Annotated in this window: 21 protein-coding genes and 1 pseudogene; 14 read left to right on the top strand and 8 right to left on the bottom strand. The window is 68.7% G+C overall.

Translation table 11 applies throughout. The annotated features are described in order from the left end of the window. Positions 1-10: 10 nt before the first annotated feature. Positions 11-1495, bottom strand: a complete 1485-nt coding sequence (locus V3391_RS15440) for a peptidoglycan-binding protein (protein ID WP_332079317.1) — start codon at positions 1493-1495, stop codon at positions 11-13. A gap of 367 nt (positions 1496-1862) precedes the next feature. Here V3391_RS15440 and V3391_RS15435 point away from each other — a divergent pair, with 367 nt between their 5' ends. Then, positions 1863-3362 carry an MATE family efflux transporter gene (locus tag V3391_RS15435; RefSeq protein WP_332079316.1) on the top strand — a complete coding sequence of 500 codons (1500 nt, stop codon included), beginning with the start codon at positions 1863-1865 and terminating at the stop codon, positions 3360-3362. 116 nt (positions 3363-3478) lie between these two features. Next, positions 3479-3898 carry a hypothetical protein gene (locus V3391_RS15430; RefSeq protein ID WP_332079315.1) on the top strand — a complete coding sequence of 140 codons (420 nt, stop codon included), beginning with the start codon at positions 3479-3481 and terminating at the stop codon, positions 3896-3898. Positions 3899-4218: 320 nt separating this feature from the next. Here V3391_RS15430 and V3391_RS15425 read toward each other — a convergent pair whose 3' ends face one another. The 6 genes from V3391_RS15425 to flgA all read right to left on the bottom strand — a co-directional run bounded on the left by V3391_RS15425 (position 4219) and on the right by flgA (position 10213). After that, positions 4219-4950 (bottom strand): hypothetical protein, encoded by a 732-nt coding sequence (locus V3391_RS15425; protein ID WP_332079314.1) that lies wholly within the window; start codon positions 4948-4950, stop codon positions 4219-4221. Beyond that, positions 4947-5921: an alpha/beta fold hydrolase gene (locus V3391_RS15420; RefSeq protein ID WP_332079313.1), complete on the bottom strand. Its 975-nt coding sequence runs from the start codon at positions 5919-5921 to the stop codon at positions 4947-4949. The genes V3391_RS15425 and V3391_RS15420 overlap by 4 nt, the downstream gene beginning before the upstream one ends. A 13-nt stretch (positions 5922-5934) precedes the next feature. Then, positions 5935-7947, bottom strand: coding sequence for a M1 family metallopeptidase (locus V3391_RS15415; RefSeq protein WP_332079312.1), 2013 nt, complete (start codon positions 7945-7947; stop codon positions 5935-5937). 902 nt (positions 7948-8849) lie between these two features. Next, positions 8850-9194: a flagellar protein FlgN gene (locus V3391_RS15410; RefSeq protein ID WP_332079311.1), complete on the bottom strand. Its 345-nt coding sequence runs from the start codon at positions 9192-9194 to the stop codon at positions 8850-8852. Continuing rightward, entirely contained in the window at positions 9191-9508 is a 318-nt protein-coding gene (gene flgM / locus V3391_RS15405) for a flagellar biosynthesis anti-sigma factor FlgM (protein WP_332079310.1), read from the bottom strand. The genes V3391_RS15410 and flgM overlap by 4 nt, the downstream gene beginning before the upstream one ends. 111 nt (positions 9509-9619) lie before the next feature. Next, positions 9620-10213 carry a flagellar basal body P-ring formation chaperone FlgA gene (gene flgA, locus V3391_RS15400; protein WP_332079309.1) on the bottom strand — a complete coding sequence of 198 codons (594 nt, stop codon included), beginning with the start codon at positions 10211-10213 and terminating at the stop codon, positions 9620-9622. Positions 10214-10698: 485 nt separating this feature from the next. Here flgA and flgB point away from each other — a divergent pair, with 485 nt between their 5' ends. From flgB to flgE, 4 genes are read left to right on the top strand one after another with little or no spacing between them, the layout of a single operon-like run. Continuing rightward, positions 10699-11082, top strand: coding sequence for a flagellar basal body rod protein FlgB (gene flgB, locus V3391_RS15395; protein WP_425497274.1), 384 nt, complete (start codon positions 10699-10701; stop codon positions 11080-11082). Positions 11083-11093: 11 nt separating this feature from the next. After that, on the top strand, positions 11094-11501 hold the full coding sequence (gene flgC / locus V3391_RS15390) for a flagellar basal body rod protein FlgC (RefSeq protein ID WP_332079307.1): 408 nt from the start codon (positions 11094-11096) through the stop codon (positions 11499-11501). 26 nt (positions 11502-11527) lie between these two features. Continuing rightward, on the top strand, positions 11528-12205 hold the full coding sequence (locus tag V3391_RS15385; protein ID WP_332079306.1) for a flagellar hook assembly protein FlgD: 678 nt from the start codon (positions 11528-11530) through the stop codon (positions 12203-12205). A gap of 55 nt (positions 12206-12260) precedes the next feature. After that, on the top strand, positions 12261-13481 hold the full coding sequence (gene flgE / locus V3391_RS15380) for a flagellar hook protein FlgE (RefSeq protein ID WP_332079305.1): 1221 nt from the start codon (positions 12261-12263) through the stop codon (positions 13479-13481). Between the two features lie 213 nt (positions 13482-13694). Here flgE and V3391_RS15375 read toward each other — a convergent pair whose 3' ends face one another. Continuing rightward, the gene (locus tag V3391_RS15375; protein WP_332079304.1) at positions 13695-14051 is read right to left on the bottom strand and encodes an endonuclease domain-containing protein; all 357 of its coding nucleotides are present in this window, start codon (positions 14049-14051) and stop codon (positions 13695-13697) included. A gap of 166 nt (positions 14052-14217) precedes the next feature. On the opposite strand from V3391_RS15375, the gene V3391_RS15370 reads away from it, so the two are divergent. From V3391_RS15370 to V3391_RS15335, 8 genes and pseudogenes are all read left to right on the top strand, one after another. Next, the gene (locus V3391_RS15370; protein WP_332079303.1) at positions 14218-14964 is read left to right on the top strand and encodes a flagellar basal body rod protein FlgF; all 747 of its coding nucleotides are present in this window, start codon (positions 14218-14220) and stop codon (positions 14962-14964) included. Between the two features lie 24 nt (positions 14965-14988). Continuing rightward, on the top strand, positions 14989-15777 hold the full coding sequence (gene flgG, locus V3391_RS15365) for a flagellar basal-body rod protein FlgG (protein ID WP_332079302.1): 789 nt from the start codon (positions 14989-14991) through the stop codon (positions 15775-15777). Positions 15778-15785: 8 nt separating this feature from the next. Continuing rightward, positions 15786-16508, top strand: a complete 723-nt coding sequence (flgH, locus tag V3391_RS15360) for a flagellar basal body L-ring protein FlgH (RefSeq protein WP_232134109.1) — start codon at positions 15786-15788, stop codon at positions 16506-16508. Positions 16509-16519: 11 nt separating this feature from the next. Continuing rightward, a complete protein-coding gene (locus V3391_RS15355; protein WP_332079301.1) occupies positions 16520-17662 on the top strand; it encodes a flagellar basal body P-ring protein FlgI in 1143 nt (380 codons plus the stop codon). Between the two features lie 7 nt (positions 17663-17669). Beyond that, a pseudogene (flgJ, locus tag V3391_RS15350) lies at positions 17670-18752 on the top strand (flagellar assembly peptidoglycan hydrolase FlgJ); the annotation flags it as partial. 99 nt (positions 18753-18851) lie between these two features. Further along, complete coding sequence (gene flgK, locus V3391_RS15345; protein ID WP_332079299.1) at positions 18852-20741, top strand: flagellar hook-associated protein FlgK; 1890 nt, start codon at positions 18852-18854, stop codon at positions 20739-20741. 9 nt (positions 20742-20750) lie between these two features. Further along, positions 20751-21953 (top strand): flagellar hook-associated protein FlgL, encoded by a 1203-nt coding sequence (gene flgL / locus V3391_RS15340; protein ID WP_332079298.1) that lies wholly within the window; start codon positions 20751-20753, stop codon positions 21951-21953. A gap of 459 nt (positions 21954-22412) precedes the next feature. Continuing rightward, positions 22413-23579: a flagellin gene (locus tag V3391_RS15335; RefSeq protein ID WP_332079297.1), complete on the top strand. Its 1167-nt coding sequence runs from the start codon at positions 22413-22415 to the stop codon at positions 23577-23579. Positions 23580-23581: the final 2 nt, after the last annotated feature.

The following is a 23581-nucleotide window of genomic DNA, read 5'->3' as shown; positions in this document are numbered from 1 at the left end:
GAACGCCACATCAACGCAGATTGACGAACCCGTCCGCATCCACGTTGCCGTTCGCAATCCGGCTGCGCATGTCCGCGGTGCTCAGGCCGGTATCGAGCTGGAAGTGCGGCCGGTCGACGAAGGTCGTCCAGTTGCCGCCCCATTCCAGACCCATGTCGGTGCCGATGCGGCCGATGGCGTCCCAGTCGGGACTCCAGTTGATGCTGCCGTTCGGGCGCACTTCGACGACGTCGAAGGCGGTGGCGAAGTTGTGGTTGCTGTAGCCACCGCGCGCATTGGTGACGATGTCGCCCGGCGTGGTGCGGCCCTGGGCGTACAAAGCATCCTGCTCGGCGTAGGTACGGAAGCCCTGGGTCACGCGCAGCGTGATGCCCAGTTCCTGTTCGACGCGATTGACGAACTCGGCCGCCTGGCCGCGCAGTTCGGGATGCAGGCCGGCGATGCGCGCGTTGCTGGGGCCGTCGGTGACCCGGGCGACCTCACCCGGCGCGACCGGTTCGGTGGCCGGCGGCTTCTCGACCGCGGGCGCGCCATTGAGCTGGGCCCAGGTGTTCGGGCCGACCACACCGTCGACCTCGATGCCACGGCTCGACTGGTAGCTGCGCACAGCACCCTCGGTGCGGGCGCCGAAGATACCGTCGGCCGTCCCGGGGCTGAAGCCCGCGGCCGCCAGACGGGTCTGCAGATCAGTGACGGCCGGTCCACGGTCGTTGCGTTCCAGCGTCGGCGTGGCCGAAGCCGGTGCGTTCTGCTGCACCGGCGCGGTGCCATCGGTGCGCGCGCCGCCGTTGAACGGCGTGCCCAGCAGGCCCTGCGCCTGCGCGTCGGCCACGGCCGTGCGCGCGGCGGACACGTCGGTGTTGTAGGTATTCGCCAGGCCCTTGTAGGCGCCCCACGGCGACAGGTTGGTGCCGTTGTTGGAGAGTTCGAACGCGACGCGGGCATTGGTCTGCGGGTCGAACAGTTGTTCGTTCGAGCTCAGACCGAAGGCTTCGCGGCGCTCCGGCCCCATCGCACCGATCATGTTGATCTGGGTCAGGCCGTAGGACTTGTCGCCGGTGGCGGCGTTGCCGTTGAACGCGGCCGGATCGCCTGTGGATTCGCGCATTGCGATGGCGACCATACTGACCAGGTTCTCGCCGCGGAAGCCCGCTTCGTGGAACAGCTGGGCGAGCTGGGTGCGATCCAGCGGGCCGCCGGTGTAGGTGCCCTGGGTCGCGTTCGCCGGCGCCGCGCCATTGACCGGCGCCGTGTCGCTGCTCAACGGCTTGGTGCCGGCGGGCAATGCGATGGACTGGTCGGGATAGATGACGTCTGGATTGTTCACCTGCGGATTCGCCGCCAGCAGACCTTCGAGGCTGACGCCATGGGCCTTGGCGATCTCCGAGAGCGTGTCCCCGCGCTGCGCGGTATAGGACGGCGTGGCCTCGCCCGGCGGCGGCAGGTCCTGCAGACGGTTGGTGGTTTCGGACGACGAGACGGCGTTGACGCTCACGGCAGGCTCCTGGATCGGTCGGGCACGCATTCCCGGATGTCTGCAGTGTCCAAGCGTCTGCGCCCGCGCGACAGATGGGGGGTGCCCCAGCGTGCATGGGTCACAGTTCGCGGCCCAAGGCACGCCGCGCGGCCGTCGCAGGGCTGAAGCCCTCCCCCGTGCACGGGAGGGTTGGGTGGGGGCGCCCTTCCGATGCGGGGAGATCGAGCCCTGGCGCGGGCGTGGCGAGCGGTGCTTTATTGCGCGAGCTGAGGGTGTGCCCCCATCCCGTCCTTCCCCGCGCGCGGGGAAAGGGGCGGACAGCCGCGGGCGTGAAAGCAGCCCCATCCTCACCACGCCGCGATCCTCTTCCCGATTGAATGCGCGGATGCCGCGACGCCGACCTGCCGACACCCCCGCCCGTCCACGCGATCTGACCCGCGGTGCGATCGGCCCCACGCTGTTCGCGTTCGCGCTCCCGATTCTGGGCGGCAACGTCATGCAGTCGCTCAACGGCTCGGTCAATGCGGTCTGGATCGGGCGCTTCCTCGGTGAGGGCGCGCTGGCGGCGATCGCCAACGCCAACAACATCCTGTTCCTGCTGCTGGGCGCGGTGTTCGGTGTGGGCATGGCAGCGACAATCCTGGTGGCGCAGGCGATCGGTCGCGAGGATCTGCCGGGCGCCAAGCGCGTGATCGGTACCAGCGCGACGTTCTTTCTCACCGCATCGGTGCTCGTCGCGCTGGTCGGCCTGCCGCTGTCGCGCCACGTGCTGCTGTGGATGGGCACGCCCGCCGATGCGCTGCCGCATGCGGATGCCTATCTGAAACTGATCTTCCTCGCGGTGCCGTTTTTGTACGCGTTCGCGTTCCTGTCGGCGATCCTGCGAGGCGCCGGCGATGCGCGCACGCCGTTCCTGTTCCTGCTGCTGGTGGTCGCACTCGACATCGTGCTGGTGCCGATGCTGATGCTCGGCGTCGGGCCGCTGCCGGCAATGGGCATGGCCGGCGCGGCACTGGCCAGCCTGGTCGCGAATGCGCTCGGCCTGACCGCCCTTCTCGCTTGGCTGCGGCATCGGAAACACCGCTTGTGGATCCATCGCACCGAGCGGCATCTCTACAGACCGGACTGGACCATCGTGCGTGCGCTGCTCGCCAAGGGCCTGCCGATGGGCCTGCAGATGGTGATGCTGTCGGCGGCGATGATCGCGATGATCTCCATGGTCAACGCGCACGGCGTCGACACCACCGCGGGCTACGGCGCCGCGCTGCAGTTGTGGACCTATGTGCAGATGCCGGCGATGGCGATCGGCGCTGCGTGTTCGACGATGGCGGCGCAGAACGTCGGCGCCGGGCACTGGGACCGCGTGTCCCGCATCGCCGCCACCGGCGTGGGCTTCAACGTGCTGATGACCGGCGGGCTGATCGCGCTGTTGCTGCTGCTCGACCGCGCCGCGCTGTCGCTGTTCCTCGGCGATGCCAGCGTCGCACTGGGGACCGCGCGCCATCTCAACCGCATCGCGATCTGGTCGTTCCTGTTCTTCGGCGTGACCTTCGTGCTGTTCGGCGTCGTGCGCTCCACCGGCGCGGTCATGCCGCCGCTGGTGATCCTCGCGGTCACGCTGTGGGGCGTGCGCGTGCCGTTCGCGACGCTGCTGCAGCCGACCCTCGGCGTGGATGCGATCTGGTGGAGTTTCCCGGCCAGTGCGCTGCTCGCGATGCTGCTGTCGATCGGGTACTACCGCTGGGGCGGCTGGCGGCGCGCCCGCATGCTCGATGGCGCGCGCGAGCCGGTGGCGATGCCGGCCGAAGTGCCGGCGCAACCGCCGGCGCCACTGGCGAGTCTCGATCCGCACGACACACAGGACGGGCGTCGCCGCGCGCTGTGAGGATGCGGCAACCGGCCCGCGCCTGAACCCGTGGACCGCGCTGCATTGACCTGCCTGCGTCGCGACGGCATCTAGGACGTTCGAACGCGGTGTTCCGCGTGCACCCGGACAGCCCCATGCGCATTGCACTTCTGCTGATGCTGTTGATCGCTACCGCGACGTCGCCTGCGTTCGCGCAGCAGTTGCGCAATCCGGCCGATCCGCCGCCGCGTGCTGCGCCCGTGTTGCGTCAGGCGGAACCCTCGCCGCGCCTGCCCACGCATGTCGGCGCGAACGCGGCGCGCGATGCCGCGCACGAGCGCTGCGTGCAGGCGGCCTCGCGCGCGATCCAGCCGATCAGCGACGCCCGCGTGGCGAGCGCACAGCGGCGCGCCGCGGCGATCGAAACCCAGCGCGCTGCACGCGGTGGCGATGCGCGCGATCCCACGGATCAGAGCGGCCTGCGCGCGCAGCGCGATGCGCAGCAGCGGATGGCGACGCGGGAGCGGAATGCGGCGGGTCAACGGTTGTCGGTGGCGCAGGCGAATTGCCGCTAAGGCGTCGGCTTTGCGCTGATGCCTGTCCTCGTCAAAACCTGTCGTGATCCCGGCGAACGCCGGAGGTGCTCTTCAACAGCCGAATGGCTGGTCATCCAGTGATTTCGGCTCTGCGTTGTGTCTGCCTGATCGCTTTGAAGACTGGAAAGCGTAAGTCGCTGGATTCCGGCTTTCGCCGGAATGACGGCAGCTAATTTCCGGGGCTCCACGAAGACCTCTGCCCTCGTCATTCCAGCGTTCGCTGGATGACGGAATGGCAGATCGGCGCGCACTTCAGCTGCTGATGCCCGGCGAGCCTTGCGATGACGCCGATTTCCGGTTCATCCCCACTTCGGCATCTTCGCCCGGTCCAGCCCCGCGACTTCGAACACCGCCGTCCGGGTACCGCCCGCCTTCACCGGGAACTCGATCGACACCGTCTTCGCGCCGTCGAGCAGGCGCCACAGCGCGCGTTCGTCGTCGATGAACATGGCGATGGCTTCATCGGTCTGGGGGCGGTTGGCGGCCATGCGGCGGGGTTCGCCGTCGTCGACGCGCACGTTGACGCGGCAGCTGGGGTAACAGTCGAAGTCGCCGGTCTGCAGTACGAGGTAACTGCTGCGGCCCCAGGACGGGTGGTCGCGGAAGATCAGCTGCACGCGTTTCGCACCGGTGCCGTCGACATCGATGTTGTCTTTGGCGTAGATCGCCGCCGACAGCTGTTCGCCGCCTTCGACGTTGGCGGTGTTGTAAGTCCACAGCGCCTGGGTGCGCGCGGTTTCGCGCACCGCCTCGCCCTTGGCCGCGACGTCGTCGAATTTCGCGCGCACGCGCTCCGCGGCGGCGGTGTCGGGATAGCGGGCGAGCAACACGTCGGCCTGCGCTTTCGCCAGCGCCCAGTTCTCGACCGCGACGGCGGCTTCGAAGTCGCGCTCGCCGGCCTCGGCCTGCGTTTCCGCAGCGGCGGCCTGGGCCTGCGCCTGGGCGGCGGCCTGGGCTTCGCGGTCCTGACAGGCGGTCAACGGCAGCAGCGTGGCGAGCAGTGCAGTGGCGAGCAGGTGTCGGGATGTCATGCGGGCGTTCCTCGTTCGATCAGCCAGTGCACCGCGTCGGCGACGTCGCGCGGTTGCTCCATCAGGGTCATGTGGCCGCTGCGGTCGAGCAGGACCTGACGCGCCTGCGGCATGCGTTGAGCGTACAGGGCCATCGCACTCGGATCGATCACCGCATCGTGTGCGCCCCAGATCAGCACGGCGGGTTGCCGGATGTCGCCGGCCGCATCGCCGGGCGCGAAGCGTTCGTCGCTACGGCCGATGCGATCGAGCACCGATTGTTCGAACGCGGCCTCTTTGCGGCGATGACGCACGAATGCGATCGCACCCGGCCAAGGCAACGGCGGCCGTGCGCTGCGCTCGTGGAACAGCACCGACAGGTACTGCTCCATCGACGCGGTGTCCTCGATGCCGAAGGGATTGCGGCCGTCGAGCACGGCAAGCCCGAAGGCGTTGTCCTCGAAGTGCACGCCGGCTGCATCGAGCAGACCGACGCGCGCGACGCGGTCGGGATACTTCGCGGCGACCAGTGCGGCGATGCCACCGCCCATCGAATGCCCCAGCAGCACCACCGGGCCTGCATCGAGATGGCGCAGGAACGCGGCGACGTGCGCGGCTTCGGCGACGAAGCCATGGTCTGCATCTGCGATGCGTTCGCTGTCGCCCCAGCCCGGCAGATCGGGCATCACGAGACGGAAGCGTGCATCGAGTTCGGGCACCAGCCGGTACCAGTTCTCCTTGCTGCCGGTGTAGCCGTGCAGCATCACCAGCGTCGGCGCGGATGCATCAAGACCCGCGCGTTCGGTCCAGCACCAGCGCAGGCCGTCGATGCGCGCGCGATGCACGGTCAGCCGCAGGCGTCGACGCTGGCGCCCGTACTCGGCGCGGATGAGTTGCCGCGGTTCGCGGAACAACACCCAGGCGAATGCGGCGATGCCGATGGCCGCAACGCACGCGGCCGCCACGAGGGCGGCCGCGAACGGATGGCTCAATGCCTGCATCGCCTCAGTTGGCGGGTGCCGGCGCCGCCGGATCGGCAGGCGCGGCCGCATCGGCCGCAGGCGACTTGGCCGGTGCCGGAGCGGGTGCCGGTGCGGGCTTCGCCTCGTTGATCAGCTTCTCCACCGAACCGGTCGTGATCGGGTGATAGCCCGGACGCGCGGTCGCGAAGATCTGCTTCGCCAGCGCGAGACCCGGCTCGGTCTGCACCAGCGCGGTGTAGATCGGCATGATCAGCTTGCGACGGCCGACGCGCGCAGTGAACTCGGCCAACGCCTCGTTCGCCTGCGTATAGCCGCTGCGCACCGCCAGCGGATACCAGCGCATTGCGATCTCTCCGTTCTCCGTGCCGGTGAACGTGTAGGCCTCGTCGAGCTGGGCCAGTTGTTCGACAGTCAGCGTCGGCGGCAGGCTTTCGAGGAAGTGCAGCCACTCCTGGGTCGACCACGCGTCGGTGATCTGACGCGGCGGCAGCTGCGCGCTGCCCAGCCACGCCAGACGCGCCGAATCGACGATGCCGAAGTTGCGCGACATCACCTGCGGCGCGTAGCCCGGAATGCCCGGCGCGTAGACCCATTCCTGGATCTCGGCGTCGGTCACGGTGTCGGGGAACTTGTCGAACAGGTGCTCCTTGGCGTAGGCGAGGAACTGCTCGGTGGTGATGCTCTGGAACGCGAAGTGGTCGAAGTAGCCGCGCAGGAACGCGTCGAAATTCTCGCGGCCGAAGCGCTGCTCGAGGAACTGCAGGAACCACGCGCCCTTGTCGTAGGACACCGCGCTCAGCGCGTCGTCGGCATCGAGTGCGACGTCCGGCTTCACCGCCAGCGCTTGCGTGGCTTCGGGCATCGACGCGATGTTCTCGCGCAGGGAGTTACGCGCGATCACGTACTCCATGTCGCTGACTTCCTTGCCGTACAGCGACTCGACGATGCGGTTCTCGACGTAGCTGGTGAAGCCTTCGTTGAGCCAGCCGTGCTTGGCGCTGGAGAACGTCACCAGGTTGCCCGACCAGCTGTGCGCGAGCTCGTGCGCGATCAGCGAGACCAGCGACTTGTCGCCGACGATGACGGTCGGGGTGATGAACGACAGACGCGGATTCTCCATGCCGCCGTAGGGGAACGACGGCGGCAGGATCAGCAGGTCGTAACGCTCCCAGCGATACGGACCGTAAAGCTGCTCGGTGGTCGCGATCATCTTTTCGGTATCGGCGAATTCCGCCACCGCGCGATCGATCATCGCCGGCTCGGCCCAGACGCCGCTGCGTTTCGAGATTTCCTTGAACACCAGGTCGCCGGCGGCGATCGCCATCAGATACGACGGAATCTTCTGCGGCATCTTGAAGCTGTAGTCGCCGTCGCGCTGCGCGGCCGGATCGTTGTCGGCGCTCATCAGCACCATGACGTCCGGACGTGCGGTGACGTGCGCGGTGTAGGTGTAGCGGATCGCCGGCGTGTCCTGCAGCGGCACCCACGAACGCGCGTGGATCTGCTGCGACTGGCTGAACATGAAGGGCAGCTGCTTGCCTTCGGTCATCTCCGGCGTGAGCCACTGCAGGCCCGACGCATCCGGCGAGGTCATGTAGGTCACGCGCACCTTGGCGTTCCGCGCGGGCGTTTCGATGGTGAGCTTGCTGCCCAGCGTCGCATCGGCCTGCGCCAGCGCGTACTGCAGCGGCTGCCACTGGCCGCCGGCGGCTTCGCCTTCGACCTTGGAGATCGTCAGATCGCGCGTGTCGAGCACCAGCTGCGTGGCGGACTGATCCTTCCACTGCAGCGTGTAAGTCGCGGTGCCGGCGATGGTCTTCGCATCGAAGTCCAGCGCGATGTCGAGCGCCAGGTCTTCGGTGACGACCTTGTCGGGCTCGGCGTAGGAATGCTCGTCGCGGTCGACGGCGGCGGGCGCAGGACCGGTCGCGGTGGTCACGGCGGTCTGGTCTCCGGATTCGCGCTGGCAACCAACGGCCAGCAGGGCGAGCAGCAGTGCCGGCAGGAACCGGCGGACATCCAGCTTCGATCGCATAAGGGGTTTGGCAACGGACAGGGATGCACAGTCTAGCGCGGGGGGATGGCGGGCCTGTGGAGTGTGCGGAATCGCACACTTGTGCGGCTCTGGCTCTGGCTCTGGCTCTGGCTTCCAGCTTTTGATTCGAATCGAGCCGTAGAGCGAGCCGAGCACCGGAGCCTGGCGTGGCCGAAGAGCAGCCCGTGTCTGAGCGCAGCGAGTTTGGGCTGCGTGCCGCGTCAGGCGAGGCGCGCAGGGCACCGATGCGGCTCCATCGCATCGGCTCGCGTCCAGCGAAGGGACCTTTTGGTTCCTTTTGGGTCCATCCAAAAGGGACTCGCACGCGCAGCGGGAGAAAGCTCTGCACTTGCTTGCGCTTCGTCGCTCGTCGCTTTGCGACCTTGATATTCGAAGCAGAAGATTTAATCGCAGAAGCTAAGATCAAGTACAGGGCTTCCGCGCTGTCGCGCGGCTTACTTTTGTCTTGGCAAAAGTAAGCAAAACCGTCTTCGCCGGACGCGATCCGCCGCGATACAGCCGCGGCGGTCCCCTGCGCTTCTCGGGCGACGGGGCACGCAGCCCAAACTCGCTGCGCTCAGACATGGGCTGCTCTTCGACCCCGCCGCCCTGCGATGCTCGGCTCGCTTTACGGCTCGATTGAAATCAAGGGCACAAAGCCAAAGCCGAAGCCAAAAAAACCAGAGCCGAGGCGAAAAGAAAGATCAGAATGGATGACCGGACATGCGTCCGTTGAAAGCCCAGCGTTCGCTGGGATGACGGACGTGAGGCTTCGTGCGCGACGGGCTGCGGCAACGGGCTGTGCGAGCAGTGCGGCGGACACAACGTCAAAACCCTGATTACCCCTAAAGCAGAAGGCCCGCTTTCGCGGGCCTTCGAAAAGAAGCAGAGCAGAGCGCGCCTCACACAACCGCCAACTGCCGTGCCTGCGCGCGGGTGCCGGTGTAGCCGTTCGCGCCGTAGGTGCCGGTCGATTCCGTGCGGCCCATGTGCCGCAACGCCCAGTCGACTTCGCGGCGACGGCGCGACAGCAGCACGCTGTTGGCCTGGTTGAGGATGCGCAGGGCGGCGATGCGGTCGGCGACGGAGAGATCCGGCGGGGCGGCTTCGGCCTGACGCAGCGCGCGGACCTTGGCTTCGGTGGAGGCCAGCAGGGCGACGACGTCGTTGTCGAGCAGCGCCTGGCGTTCGGCCTGCAGCGCGCCTTCGAGGGCGTCGAGGGCGCCGGACTGGACGACGGTGCTCATCGCGCGCCCTCCAGCTGGCGTTCCAGGCCCAGCATGCGGGTGGCGATGGTCGGAGCGTCGATGGCGTAGCTGCCGTCGGCGATCGCCGCCTTCAGTGCGTTCACGCGGGCCATGTCGATGCCCGCCGGTGCGGTGCCCAGTTCGCGTCCCATGGCCTGCAGTCCTTCGGCGTCGCCGGTCAGGATGACGCGGTCGACCGCCGCGGTCGCCGCGACGGGTTCGTTGCGCGGGGCACCGCTGCGGCCGACAGACGACAGTGCGGTGGCTTCCGCCGCGCGGACCGCCGGGGGCGGTGCGTCGATCCTGTGGGTCATCGGGAGGCTCCTCGTTCTCGGTACGAACACGATAACGGCCACCCTCGGCGGAACTTGAGGCCCCGCGCGATGCGAAGTTGTGATGACACGTTCAGCTTCCGGAGACGGCGCTCAGAGGACAACCTCGACCACGCCGCTCTCCGGCGTCAGCCGACCGCGGATCACCTTGTTCGAGCCGCTGTTCTGTACGGCGACCCGCTCGCCGACCCGCGCCGAGCCCAGCGCGACACCGGGCACACGCACCTCCACGCCGCCTGCGCGCGAGACCAGCACGACCGGATCGCCGCGCCTGACCGGCTGCCCGGCCTGCACGTCGTTGCCGGTCAGCACGCTGCCGGCACCGAGACCGCGGGCCGGGATGCGGCCGGCGAGTTCGGCGGGATCGCTGAAGACCGCGCCGTCGAGATGCCCGACCTCGCGGCGCTGCACGCTCAGCTTCGCCGGATCGATCGGCTCGCCCGCGCGGACCGGGCCGGTGACGACGACCACATCGGCCTCGCGGCGCAGCGTGACCGGGACGTACAGACGCCAGCCGGGCGCATCGCCGCAACGGACCTGGGCGATGCGTGAGCTGGTGGCGACGGCTTCGAGCGGCTGGCTGCAGGCGGCCAGACGCAGGCGCGAGTCGAGGCGAGCTTCGCCGGTGGCCTCGGGGCCGCCGATGGCCTGCAGCGCAGCGGCACGGATGGCGTCGAGCGGCTGCATGGCGGATTCGGCGGAAACGGGTGACGCGCAGGCCAGCCACAGGGCGGCGAGCAGGCAGACGGATCGGAATCGGGCGCGCGGAGTGTCCATGCGCGGGAGCGGTGCAAGGGATGTGCCGGAGCTGGTCGTCTCGCCCGCATCTGCCGTCTTCCGGCGCAGGTAGGAGGCGCCGCTCAACAGCGCGCATCGCTGGTCATCCAGTGACGTGGTCTGTAGCGCTGAGTGACTGCATTGCCTGATGGCTGAACGCCGAGGCGCTGGATCCCGGCCTGCGCCGGGATGACGGGAGAAGAACACGGGGAACGCCGGTTGCACCTACCCCGGATGCGTCATGGCAATCGCGCGCAGACCATGGCCGCGACAGAAACCCGACACCGCCGGCCCGGACATCGAAGCACCCGCCCGCTCCAACCCGCCACGCCTCGGCAAGCCCGTCGCACCGCCTCTGGCACGCGGCTTGCCTGATCGGAACGACACCCCGCCCATTGGAGGGCAGCATGGCCGACTTCCTAGGCATCCACGGCACCGCGCTCGCAGTCCGCGAGCAGCGTCTGCAGTTGCTGGCCGCCAACATCGCCAACGCCGACACGCCGCATTACAAGGCGCAGGACCTCGATTTCAACGGGGCCCTCAATGCCGCACTGGCGGCGCAGCGCGGCGGGCCGCTGGAACAGGGCAATGCGATCTCCACCGCGGCAACGAACGCGCATTTCCTCCGGCCGAGCAGCCAGCCCAGCCTCGACGGCAACACCGTCGACGGCGACCGGGAGAACGCGGCGTTCGCGCAGGCCTCGCTCGAGTACCGCGCCTCGCTGTCATTCGTCGAGGCCAAGGTGCGCGGCATGTTGACCGCGATCACCGGCCAGTAAGGACCGCACCCATGAGCAATCTGCCGATCTTCGACGTCGCCGGTTCGGCGATGAACGCCCAGTCGGTGCGACTGAGCACCGTCGCCTCGAACATGGCCAACGCCGATTCGGTGTCGGGCGATCCCAACGCCGTCTACCGCGCCAAGCAACCGGTCTTCACCACCGAGCAGGTCGGGAACAATCCGGCGCTGCAGGGCGTGCGCGCCACCCAGGTGCTCGACAGCCAGGCGCAGCCGATCAAGCGCTACGAGCCGGGCCATCCGCTGGCCGACGGCAACGGCTACGTCTACGCGCCGGACATCGATCCGGTGGCGCAGATGGTCGACCTCATTTCCGCCTCGCGCAGCTACCAGGCGAACGTCGAGGTCTTCAACAGCGCGAAGGAAACCGCGCTGGCCACGTTGAACATGGGCCGCTGACGGCCCGCCCCTCCGAGACCGCCACCATGGCCACCGTCGACACCAGTACCCTCGCAGGCCTCGGCCTCACGAAACAGCAGAAGCCGGCCGAGACCTCGACCGGCGCGCTGGGCCAGGCGAACTTCCTGCGCCTGATGACCGAGCAGCTGAAGAACCAGGATCCGCTCAAGCCGCTCGACAGCCAGCAGTTCCTCGGCCAGCTGGCGCAGTTCTCCACCGTGCAGGGCATCGACCAGATGCAGACGGCGATGGGCTCGATGGCGAGCGTCATGGAGTCCGACCAGACCCTGCGTGCAGCGAGCCTCGTCGGCCACGACGCGCTGGTGGAAACCTCGAAGGTGCAGCTGGCGGCCGGCGCGCCGCTCAGCGGCGAAATCCAGGCGACCCGCGCCGGCGCGCAGACGATCGAGATCGTCGATTCGGGCGGCACCACCGTTCGGCGCATGACCGTGCAGGCCTCGGCCGCCGGTGCGACCGCGTTCGACTGGGACGGGCTGACCGACACCGGCGTGCCGGCCTCGGGCGGCACCTACACGATCAAGGCGGTCGCGGGCAGCGCCGCCGACGGTGCCGGCACGGGCGAAGCCCTGTCGGTGCGCGTGAAGGCGAAGGTGGAGAGCGTCTCCATCGAGGCCAGCGGCCTGACGTTGAACATGGCCGGCATCGGCAGCCACTCGCTCGCCGCCGTCCGCCGCATCGGCTGACCGCCGCTCCCGCCTCTTCCTCCTTACCCGTACCCGACTCCTCCGGAGAATCCCGATGAGCTTCCGTATTTCCCTGAGCGGCATGAACACCGCCTCGTCCGATCTGAGCGTCACCTCGCACAACATCGCCAACGCCAACACCATCGGCTTCAAGCAGAGCCGCGCCGAGTTCGGCGACGTCTTCGCGGTCTCGCCCTACGGCCTGGCCAAGAACGCCGTCGGCGCCGGTTCGCGCCTGCAGCGCGTGGCCCAGCAGTTCAACCAGGGCAACATCGACTTCACCGGCCAGGCGCTGGACATGGGCGTGTCGGGCCAGGGCTTCTTCACCCTGTCCAACAACGGCCAGACGGTCTACTCGCGCGCCGGCAACTTCACCACCGACAACAACGGCTTCGTGGTGAACCCCTCGGGCCAGCGCCTGCAGGTCTACGCGCCCACCGGCGACGGCCGCAGCTTCAACACCGGCAAGCTCAACGACCTGCAGCTGGCGACCGGCGATGCCCCGCCGAAGGTCAGCACCAAGGTCAACGTGGGCGTAACCCTGCCGGGCAACGCGACCGCGCCCACCAACACCCCGTTCGACGCGACCGACCCGACCACCTACACCCACACCACGTCGGTGACGGTCTACGACTCGCTGGGCGCCTCGCACTCGCAGTCGCTGTACTTCACCAAGACCGCCAACGACAACGAGTGGACGGTGCAGACCCAGATCGACGGCGTGAACGTCGGCGGTCCGCAGACCCTGCAGTACTCCGACACCGGTGCGCTGATCTCGCCGGCCGGCGGCAACATCGCCCTGCCCGCCCACACGCCGCCGGGCGGCGCCGGCCCGATGACGCTGTCGCTGGAACTGGGCAACTCCGTGCAGTACGGCCAGAAGTTCGCCGTGTCGGAGCTGACCCAGGACGGCTACGCCACCGGCAGCCTGTCGGGCATCACGGTCTCGGCCGAGGGCGTGGTCCAGGCCAGCTACAGCAACGGCGTCTCCAAGCCGCTCGGCCAGGTCGCGCTGACGATGTTCGCCAACCCGCAGGGCCTGCAGCAAGCAGGCGACAACGCGTTCTCCGAGACCTTCGAATCCGGCCAGCCGCTGCGCGGCGCCGCCGGCACCTCGCAGTTCGGCCTGGTCCAGGGCGGCGCGCTGGAAGCGTCCAACGTCGACCTGACCGAACAGCTGGTCAGCATGATCACCGCCCAGCGCAACTTCCAGGCGAATGCGCAGATGATCCAGACGCAGGACCAGATCACGCAGACGGTGATCAATCTGCGTTGATGAGGGGCTGACACCTCGCCTCGATCGAGCGAGACGGCGGCAAGGCCATCGATCTGCCCCTTCCCCCGCCTGCGGGGGAAGGCCGGGATGGGGGCGAAGGTCCAGATCGCGGGACGGAAGTCTCGCGCGCCGAATCATGCGCACTCACCGGCTTTTACCGACGGCCCACCGTCCGTTCCTACCCAACCCTCCCCACGCAAGCGGGGGGAGGGCTCAGCGCATGCGCACGTCGCGACTCTCCAGCCAGGCATCGATCACCCGGCAGACGCCGTCCGGATTCTGCAGAACATCGTGATTCCAGAACCGGAGCACGTGGAATCCCCGCCGTCGCAGGAACGCATCTCGAACGGCGTCGGTTCGCGAGCCGCCGTGTTGACCGCCGTCCACTTCGATCACCAGTGCGGGCACCAGGCAGGCGAAGTCGACCACGAACGGACCGATCGGATGCTGCCGCCGGAAGCGGACGCCGCAGCGTTGCCGGCCTCGCAGATGACGCCACAGCGCCTGCTCGGCAGGCGTGAGCGCTCGGCGTAGGCGTCGGGCGAGGTGCTGGCGTTGGCCGGTGCGCATGTCCTTCTGATCCCGATGGTCCGGGCTGAAGTTCGCTCGGGCCGTCTCGGCCCGCCAGCAGACCAGCGATCGCGCGCGCGTGGGGTTTGCCCCCACCCAACCCTCCCCCGCACGCGGGAGAGGGCTTTGAACCGCCCCGCGGCACAGCCCTTGCACGTCCACTTCCATGGACAAAGCCCTCTACATCGCGATGACCGGCGCCAGCGCCTCGCTGCGCGCGCAGGCGAACGTCGCCCATAACCTCGCCAACGTCGACACCGTCGGCTTCCGCGCCACCCTGAGCGCCACGACTGCGATGCCGGTCACAGGCGACGGTTTGTCGTCGCGGGTGGCCACGGCCGAGCGCGTGGTCGGGGTGAGCAATGCAACCGGTGCACTCAGCACGACGGGCAGCCCGCTGGATGTCGCGCTCAATGCCGATCGCTGGTTCGCGGTGCAGGATCCGACCGGCGGCACGGCCTATACCCGCGCGGGCGATCTGCGGGTCAGCCAGAACGGTCTGCTGACCACCGGCACCGGACTGCAGCTGCTCGATGCGGGCGGCCAGCCGATGGCGATTCCGCCCAATGACGGGATGGAGATCGGCGCCGACGGCACCGTGTCGGTGATTCCGCAGGGTTCGCCGCGTTCGTCGATGACCCAGGTCGGCCGGCTGCAGGTGGTCGAGACCACGACCGCCGATCTCGTGCGCGGCGAAGACGGCCTGCTGCGCGCGAGCGCGGCCCGTCCGGCGCCGGTGCCGGCCGCAGGCGCGGTGCTGCAGAACGGTGTGCTGGAGAGCAGCAACGTGGATGCGACGGGTGCGCTGGTGTCGATGATCCAGCTCTCGCGCCAGTTCGAGATGCAGGTACGCGTCTTGCAGGCCGGTGACGAGTCCGCGCGTTCGTCCAATTCACTGCTGTCCTCGCGCTGATCCCACTTTCAGGAATAGACCGCCATGACCACACAGGCACTCTGGATCGCCAAGACCGGCCTCGACGCGCAGCAGACGCGCATGGCGGTCATTTCCAACAACCTCGCCAACGTCAACACCACCGGCTTCAAGCGCGACCGCGCGAACTTCGAAGACCTGCTGTACCAGGTGCAGCGCCAGCCCGGCGGCGCGTCCTCGGAACAGACCACGCTGCCCAGCGGCATGGCGACCGGTACCGGCGTGCGCGTGGCGACGACGGCCAAGTCCTTCGTGCAGGGCAACCTGTCGCAGACCGGCAATGCGCTGGACGTGGCGATCAACGGCCGCGGCTTCTTCGAGGTGCTGATGCCCGACGGCAGCAGCGCCTACACCCGCGACGGCGCGTTCCAGATGAACGCCGAAGGCGAGATGGTCACCAACGAGGGCTACCCGGTGCAGCCCGGCATCCAGATTCCGGAGGGCACGCAGAGCATCACCGTCGCCTCCGACGGCACGATCAGCGTCAAGCAGGCCGGCTCGAACGAATCGACCCAGATCGGCGCGCTCACCCTGACCGACTTCGTCAATCCGACCGGCCTGCAGTCGCTGGGCGGCAATCTCTACACCGAAACCACCGCCTCGGGCCCGGCCCAGACCGGCGCGCCGGGCGAGAGCGGCGCGGGCCTGCTGATCCAGGGCTCGCTGGAAAGCTCCAACGTCAACACCGTCGAGGAACTGGTGTCGATGATCGAGACGCAGCGCGCGTACGAGACCAACGCCAAGGCGATCTCGACCGTCGACCAGATGCTCGGCTACCTCAACAACAACCTGTGATCGCGACCATGCGCCTGCTGCTTCCCACTCTCGTGCTCGCTGCGCTGCCGTTGTCGGGCTGCGCGAGCTTCGTCGGCGACGTGGTGCCGTTCCCGCAGCATCCGGCCGCGGCGACGGCGGCCTACGGTCCCCGTGCGGCGTACGTGCAGCCGGTATCGGGCGATGGCGGCGGCTCGATCTTCGCCGGCGCCACCGACGGCAGCGGCAATCCGGGCATCCGCCTGTTCCAGGACAACAAGGCGCGCGAAGTCGGCGACCTGCTGACCGTCGTGCTGGTCGAGAGCACCAGCGCGCGCAGCAACGCGCAGACCGGCATCAGCAAGAATTCGACGATCGGCATGGGCGCGCCCACGCTGTTCGGCCAGAACGTCACGCTCAACGGCCGCAACGTGCTCGAAGCCGAAGTGGAAGCCAAGCGCGGCTTCAACGGCCAGGGCAATTCGACGCAGAGCAATGCGCTCGCCGGCAACATCACCGTCACCGTCATCGAGCGTCTGCCCAACGGCAACCTGCGCGTCGCCGGCGAGAAGCAGGTGCGCCTCAACCAGGGCGACGAGCTGGTGCAGGTGCAGGGCATCGTGCGTCCGTCCGACGTCGGCCCCGACAACCGCGTGACCTCCGACCGCGTCGGCGACGCCCGCATCGTCTACGGCGGCCGCGGCGCGATGGCGCGCTCGAACGCGATGGGCTGGCTCGGTCGCTTCTTCAATTCCGCCGCTGCGCCCTATTGAGGCCTGCCGACATGTCTTCCGTTTCCCCGACTTTCCTCTCGCGCGCCGTCACGTTCTTCGCCGCGCTGCTGGGCACCGTGGTGCTCGCACTGCCTGCCGCGCCGGTGCACGCCGAACGCGTCAAGGACCTGGCGCAGGTCGCCGGCGTGCGTGGCAATCCGCTGGTCGGCTATGGCCTCGTCGTCGGTCTCGACGGCAGCGGTGACCGCACCTCGCAGACGCCCTTCACCGTGCAGAGTCTCAAGACGATGCTCGACCAGCTGGGCGTGACGATTCCGCCGGGCGTGAACCCGCAGCTCAAGAACGTCGCCGCGGTTGCGATCCAGGCCGAACTGCCGCCGTACGCGAAGCCGGGCCAGACGATCGACGTCACCGTGTCGTCGATCGGCAACGCCGGTTCACTACGTGGCGGCGCGCTGTTGATGGCACCGCTGCGCGGCGCCGACGGGCAGATCTACGCGATCGCGCAGGGCACGCTGGTCGTCAGCGGTTTCGGCGCGGCAGGCCGCGACGGCTCGCGCATCTCGGTCAACGCCCCCAACGGCGGCAGCATCCCCAACGGCGCGATCGTCGAACGCGCGGTGCCGGGCAATGCCCAGAGCGCCGACGGCACGGTGACGCTCAACCTGCACCAGTTCGACTACACCACCGCCTCGCGCATCGTCGAAGCGGTGAACCGCAACTTCGGCATCGGCACCGCGCAGGCGATCGATGGCGTGACCATCGAGATCACGCCGCCGGCGATGGATCGCATCGGCTTTCTCGCCCAGCTCGAATCGCTGGACGTGAGCCCGGGCACCGCCGCGGCCAAGGTCGTCGTCAATGCGCGCACCGGCACCGTCGTCATGGGTGGCATGGTCGCGGTGTTGCCGGCGGCGGTGTCGCACGGCTCACTCACCGTTTCGGTGGTCGAGGGCGCAGCGATCAGCCAGCCCGAAGCGTTCTCGCGCGGCGGCCAGACGGTCGTGGTACCGCAATCGACGGTCAGCGCGACCGCCGACGGCGGCAAGATGTTCATGTTCCAGGGCGGCACGTCGCTGGAATCGATCGTGCGCGCGGTCAACGCCGTGGGCGCGGCGCCGGGCGATCTGGTCGCGATTCTCGAAGCGCTCAAGCGCGCCGGCGCCCTGCGCGCCGAGCTCGAGATCATCTGACGCCGCCATGCGCATCGCTGCCGCCACCGCCCTGCCGCTCGATGCCGCTGCGACACCGTCGCAGCCGCGCATTCGCGAAGCCGCGCGCGAACTGGAAACCCAGTTCGCGCACATGCTGGTGAAGTCGATGCGCAGCACCACGTCGGGCGATCCGCTCGGCGGCGACAACAGCACCTACCGCGACATGTACGACCAGCAGCTCGCGCGCGAGATCACCAAGGGCAAGGGCCTCGGCCTGGCCTCGCAGATCGAGCGCCAGCTGCAGCGCAGCACCGGCGAAGCCGTCGACGAGGTGCCGCTGGATACGCGTCTTCCCGGCACCACCGGCGCCCCTGCACTGCCGCTCGCGCAGCCGCCCGCGGGCATGACGCTGGGCCTGCGCCCGGCAGGTGCACTCTCGAACCCCGGCGGCAGCGGGATGCCGACTGCCGCGCCCGGCGGCACGCTGTCGCTCGCGTCCACGCGCAGCGGCGTCTCGCTGCAGGCACTGCCGATGCCGGCGATGCCCGCACCGCCGCCCGACAGCGGCTTCGATACCGGCATCACGCTCGATGCCAGCAGTCCCGAAGCTTTCGTGCAGTCGATCTGGCCGCACGCGCAGAAGGCCGCGGCCGAACTCGGCGTGCCGGCGAAGGCGCTCGTCGCGCAGGCTGCGCTCGAGACCGGCTGGGGCCGCCGCCTGGCCGGCGAGAAGGGCGTGAATTCGAACAACCTGTTCGGCATCAAGGCCGGCAGCCGCTGGTCGGGCGAGAGCGTCCGGACCGGCACCCACGAATACGTCAACGGCGTGCGCCAGACCGAGCAGGCGCGCTTTCGCGCCTACGGCTCGCCCGCCGAAAGCTTCGCCGACTACACGCGCCTGATCGGCAACGACCGCTACGCCGCCGCGCGCGGCACCGGCGAGGACGTGCACCGGTTCGCGACCGCGCTGCAGCGCGCCGGCTACGCCACCGATCCGCGCTACGCCGCCAAGCTCACCGCCATCGCCAACGGCCCGACGATCACCAACGCGATCGCCGGCATGGAACAGCGCGGCCTGCCCGCCTACGACACCGGCGTGCGCTACGCCGGTGCGATGCCCGCGCCCGGCACACGTCTTGCAGCGCAGTCGACGGGCGAATCCGATGTCGCCCTGCTCGCCTCGCTCGGCAACCGCAGGTCGACCGGGCCGCGTTTCTAAGGACCGTCCATGACCGGCATGCTCTCCACTGGCAGTTCCGCCCTCCTAGCGTTCCAGCGCGCGCTGGGCACGATCAGCCACAACGTCGCGAACTCCACCACCGAGGGCTACAGCCGCCAGCGTGTGGACATGGCCGCCCGCGCGGGCACGCCGCAGGCCGGTGGCGGCTATATCGGCCAGGGCGTCGATGTCGCGCGCCTCCAGCGTCTTGCCGACGGCCTGGTGTTCGGCCGCCAGATCGACAGCAGTGGCGAGGTCGGTCGACTGGCCAGCCTGTCGTCGATGGCGACGCGCGTGGACAGTCTGTTCTCCGACGGCTCGACCGGTCTGTCGCAGCCCTTCAATGCATTCTTCAATGCCAGTCGCGGCGTCGCCGCCGATCCCACGTCCACGACGGCGCGCAGCGCGCTGCTGGCCGCGGCGCAGGCGCTGACCACGCGCTGGAATTCGCTCGACACGCAACTCTCGACGATCGAAGCCGAAACCAATGCCAGCCTGACCGGCAAGATCGGCGACGCCAACCAGCTGATGCGCGAGATCGCCGATCTCAACAAGGCCATCGCCGCGAGCGGCCCGTCGGCCACGCCGGACATGCTCGATGCGCGCGACCTGCGCGTGGGCAAGCTCGCCAACCTCACCGGCGCCAGCGTCATCAAGGCCGACGACGGCTCGCTCAACGTGTTCACCCTCGGCGGCCAGCCGCTGGTGCTCGGCGCCAGGGCGTCGACGCTGACCACGCTGCAGGATCCGTATCAGCCCGACCGCATGCAGCTGGGCCTCGATACCGGCAACGGCACGCCGGTGCGGCTGGCCGACAGCAACGTCTCCGGATCGCTCGGCGGCCTGCTCGAATTCCGCGGCCGCGTGCTCGACCCGGCGCGCAACGAGCTGGGCCGGCTCGCCACCGTCTTCGCCACCGAGTTCAACGCCGCGCAGCGCGCGGGCGTGGACTACAACGGCGATGTCGGCACCGACCTCTTCACCTTCTCGCCGCCGCGCATCTCGGGCAACGCGGCGAACACCGGCTCGGCCGCGTTCCAGACCGGCATCGCCGATGCGGGCGCGCTGAAGGGCCAGGACCTGACCCTGCGCTTCGACGGCAGCAACTGGACCGCGCAGCGCAGCGACGGCGCGCCGGTCGCGATGAGCGGCAGCGGCACCGCGGCCGACCCCTTCGTCGTCGACGGCGTGTCGCTGGTGATGAGCGGCAGCGCGGCCGCCGGCGATCGTTTCGCGTTGCGCCCGACCGCCGATGCGGCCGGCAGTCTGAAACTCGCGTTCAACGATCCGGCGAAGATCGCCGCGGCCGGCGCGATGACCTCGACCAGCGATCTGGGCAATCTGGGCAATGCGCGCGTCGCCTCGACCAGCGTGACCAGTGCCGCGGCGTTCGCGGGCTTCAACGGCGCGACCATCGAATTCCTCGACAGCACCCAGTACACGGTCGACGGCGCCGGTCCGTTCACGTGGACACCGGGCAGCCCGATCAGCGATCCCGACGGTGCGTGGTCCATCACGCTCGCCGGCACGCCGTCGCCCGGCGACGGCTTCACGCTTGGCCGCACGCCCGCGCGTTCGTCGAGCAACGCCAATGCACTCGCGTTCTCCGGCCTCGATACCGCGGGCACGCTCAACGGCGGCACGGTCTCGCTGACCGTCGGCCTGAGCGAACTCGTCGCCAAGGCCGGCGTCGAAGCGCGTCATGCTTCGCTCGGCCTCGAAGCGCAGCAGGCGATCGATGCGCAGGTCACCGCCGAGCGCGAATCGGTCAGCGGCGTGAACCTCGACGAGGAAGCCACCAATCTCATGAAGTACCAGCAGGCCTACCAGGCGGCGGCGCAGGTTCTCAAGACCGCCGACACGCTGTTCCAGACCCTGCTGGTCTCGGTCAGTCGATAAGGGCCTGCCATGACACTCCGCCTGTCCACCGCCGGCATCCACCAGCAGGGCCTGTCGGCGCTGCTGCGCCAGCAGTCGAACGTCGCACGCGCGCAGCTCGAACTGACCACGCAGCAGAAACTGATCAACGGCGCCGACGATCCATCGGGCATGGCGAATGCCAAGCGGCTCGAACACGCGCTGTCGACGCTCGAACAGCAGGACAAGGATTCAGCCCTGGTCGAACACCGCCTGCGCACGCAGGAGCAGGCGCTGACCGATGTCGGCACGCAGCTCGATCGTGCGCGGCAGCTGACGGTGCAGGCCGGCAACGGCGCGCTGTCGGATGCCGACCGCGCCTCGATCGCCGGCGAACTGCGGCAGATCAAGGAGGCGATCACCGCGATCGGCAATCGCGACGACGGCACCGGCAATCGCCTGTTCGCGGGCTCGCGCGATGGCGTGTCGCCGTTCGTCGTCGATGCCAACGGCGGCGTCAGCTACATCGGCGACGACGGCCGCAACCAGGTCGAAGTTGCACCCGGCCTGCGCGTCGGCGATACAGATCCCGGCAGCGACCTGTTCCTGCGCATCCGCACCGGCGACGGCCTGAGCCGCACGACCGCGGGCGCCGGCAACACCGGCAGCGGCGTGATCGGCAGTGGCGCGGTCACCAACACCGCGACCTGGGCCGGCCGCAGTCTGACCGTGCACTTCACCGCGCCCGATGCCTACGAGCTCCGCGACGATGCCGGCGGTGTGGTCGCCAGCGGGCCGTACGTCGCAGGCGCGTCGATCAACGCCGCCGGCATCCAGATGACGCTCAGCGGCGCGCCCGCGGCGGGCGACACCTTTACGATCGCGAAGGCGCCGACGCAGGACGTATTCGCGACGATCGACACCCTGGCCGCTGCCCTCGATGCGCCGGCGATCACCGCCGCAGAGAAAGCCACGCGCCAGAACGCGATCCAGGCCGCACTGGGCGACATCAGCAGCGCGCAGGATCATTTCCTGTCCGCACGCAGCGACACCGGCACGCGCCTGGCCGCACTCGACGACGCGAAGGACGGTCGCGGTGCATATGGGCTTGGCCTGGAAACGATGCTGTCGAACCTGCGCGACGTCGATCCGACGGAAGCCGCGAGTCGTCTCGCACTGCAGTCGACCGCACTCGAAGCCGCGCAACGCACGCTGATCAAGGTGCAGCAGATGTCGATCTTCGATCTGCTGTAACGGGACGTCAGCCCTCACCCCAACCCCTCTCCCAAGGGGAGAGGGGCTACGAAGCAAACGCTCGCGATATCCGAGCCCCTCTCCCTCAGGGAGAGGGGTTGGGGTGAGGGCTGACGCTCAAGCGAACCCGACTTCCCGCCCCAATTCGTCGCGAGCCACAGGCATCGCCACGATGGGTTTCGCTGCGCTCTACCCATCCTACGAAGCATCGACGCACGCGCGTCTGGGTCCAAGCGAACACGCGCGTGTCAGCTAGACGACGCCTGCCTAGCATCTTCCCCATCCCGACAACAGCCTTTCCCGCCGATCGCCGAAAATATTTCGCGATCCGCCCTAAAGGATCCCCCGGGGGTGCCGTTATCCATGTCAGCAGCGGCGAGGGCCAATCCCGGCCAACACCCTGCGGAACCGGCAAAGGCCCACTCGTCGCCGCCGGACCTACCCTCCAGGAGAGCTTCCATGTCCCAAGTCATCAACACCAACGTGATGTCGCTCAACGCCCAGCGCAACCTGAGCGCGTCCGGTGCCGACCTCGCCACCTCGCTGCAGCGCCTGTCCTCGGGCCTGCGCATCAACAGCGCCAAGGACGACGCCGCCGGCCTCGCCATCTCGCAGCGCTTCACCACGCAGATCCGCGGCCTCGACCAGGCAGCCCGCAACGCCAACGACGGCATCTCGCTGGCCCAGACCGCCGAAGGCGCGCTGAGCTCGATCGGCGACAACCTGCAGCGCATCCGCGAGCTGGCCGTGCAGAGCCGCAACGCGACCAACTCGACCAGCGACCGCGCCGCGCTCGACGCCGAAGCCCAGCAGCTGAAGGCCGAGATCAACCGCGTCTCCGAGCAGACCAACTTCAACGGCGTGAAGCTGCTCGACGGTTCGTTCCAGGCCCAGTCCTTCCAGGTCGGCGCGAACCAGGGCGAGACGATCGACATCTCGTCGATCGCCAATGCCTCGACCGCCGCACTCGGCAGCTGGACCGGTGTCGGCACCACGACCTACACCCAGACGCAGACCGCTGCGATCACCGATCCGGAAGCTGCGACCTCGGTCAGCGTCAATGGTGTCGCAATCAGCATCGGCGCTCTGGCCGACCGCACGGGTGCCGAAGCGTTGACCGCGTTCGCCGCGGCGTTCGATGCCGCGAAGGCGCTGCCCGCCAACGCAACCGCGCTCGCCAATGTCACGTTTGACGGCGACAGCGGCGAAGTCGTGTCGACCGATCAGACGCTGACGATCGCCGGCGCGACCAACCTGACCGGTCTGGCCACGGCCAACGGCACCGGCACCACCGTTCCGGGCGCTGCCGCCACCGGTTTTGCTTCGCTGACGCTGACGACCGTCGAAGGCGCCGACAACGCGATGCTGGCGATGGATGCGGCGCTCGACGCCGTCAACACCGCCCGCGCCGAGCTGGGTGCGATCCAGAACCGCTTCACCTCGGTCGTGTCGAACCTGTCGGTCAACTCCGAGAACCTGTCGGCTGCCCGCAGCCGCATCCAGGACGCGGACTTCGCCAAGGAATCGGCGCAGCTGACGCGTAACCAGATCCTGCAGCAGGCCGGTACCGCGATGCTGGCGCAGGCCAACCAGAGCTCGCAGAACGTCCTCAGCCTGATCCGCTGATG

This window comes from Luteimonas flava, assembly GCF_036584485.1.
Taxonomy (GTDB): domain Bacteria; phylum Pseudomonadota; class Gammaproteobacteria; order Xanthomonadales; family Xanthomonadaceae; genus Luteimonas; species Luteimonas flava.
This window is presented reverse-complemented; position numbering and strand designations above follow the sequence as displayed.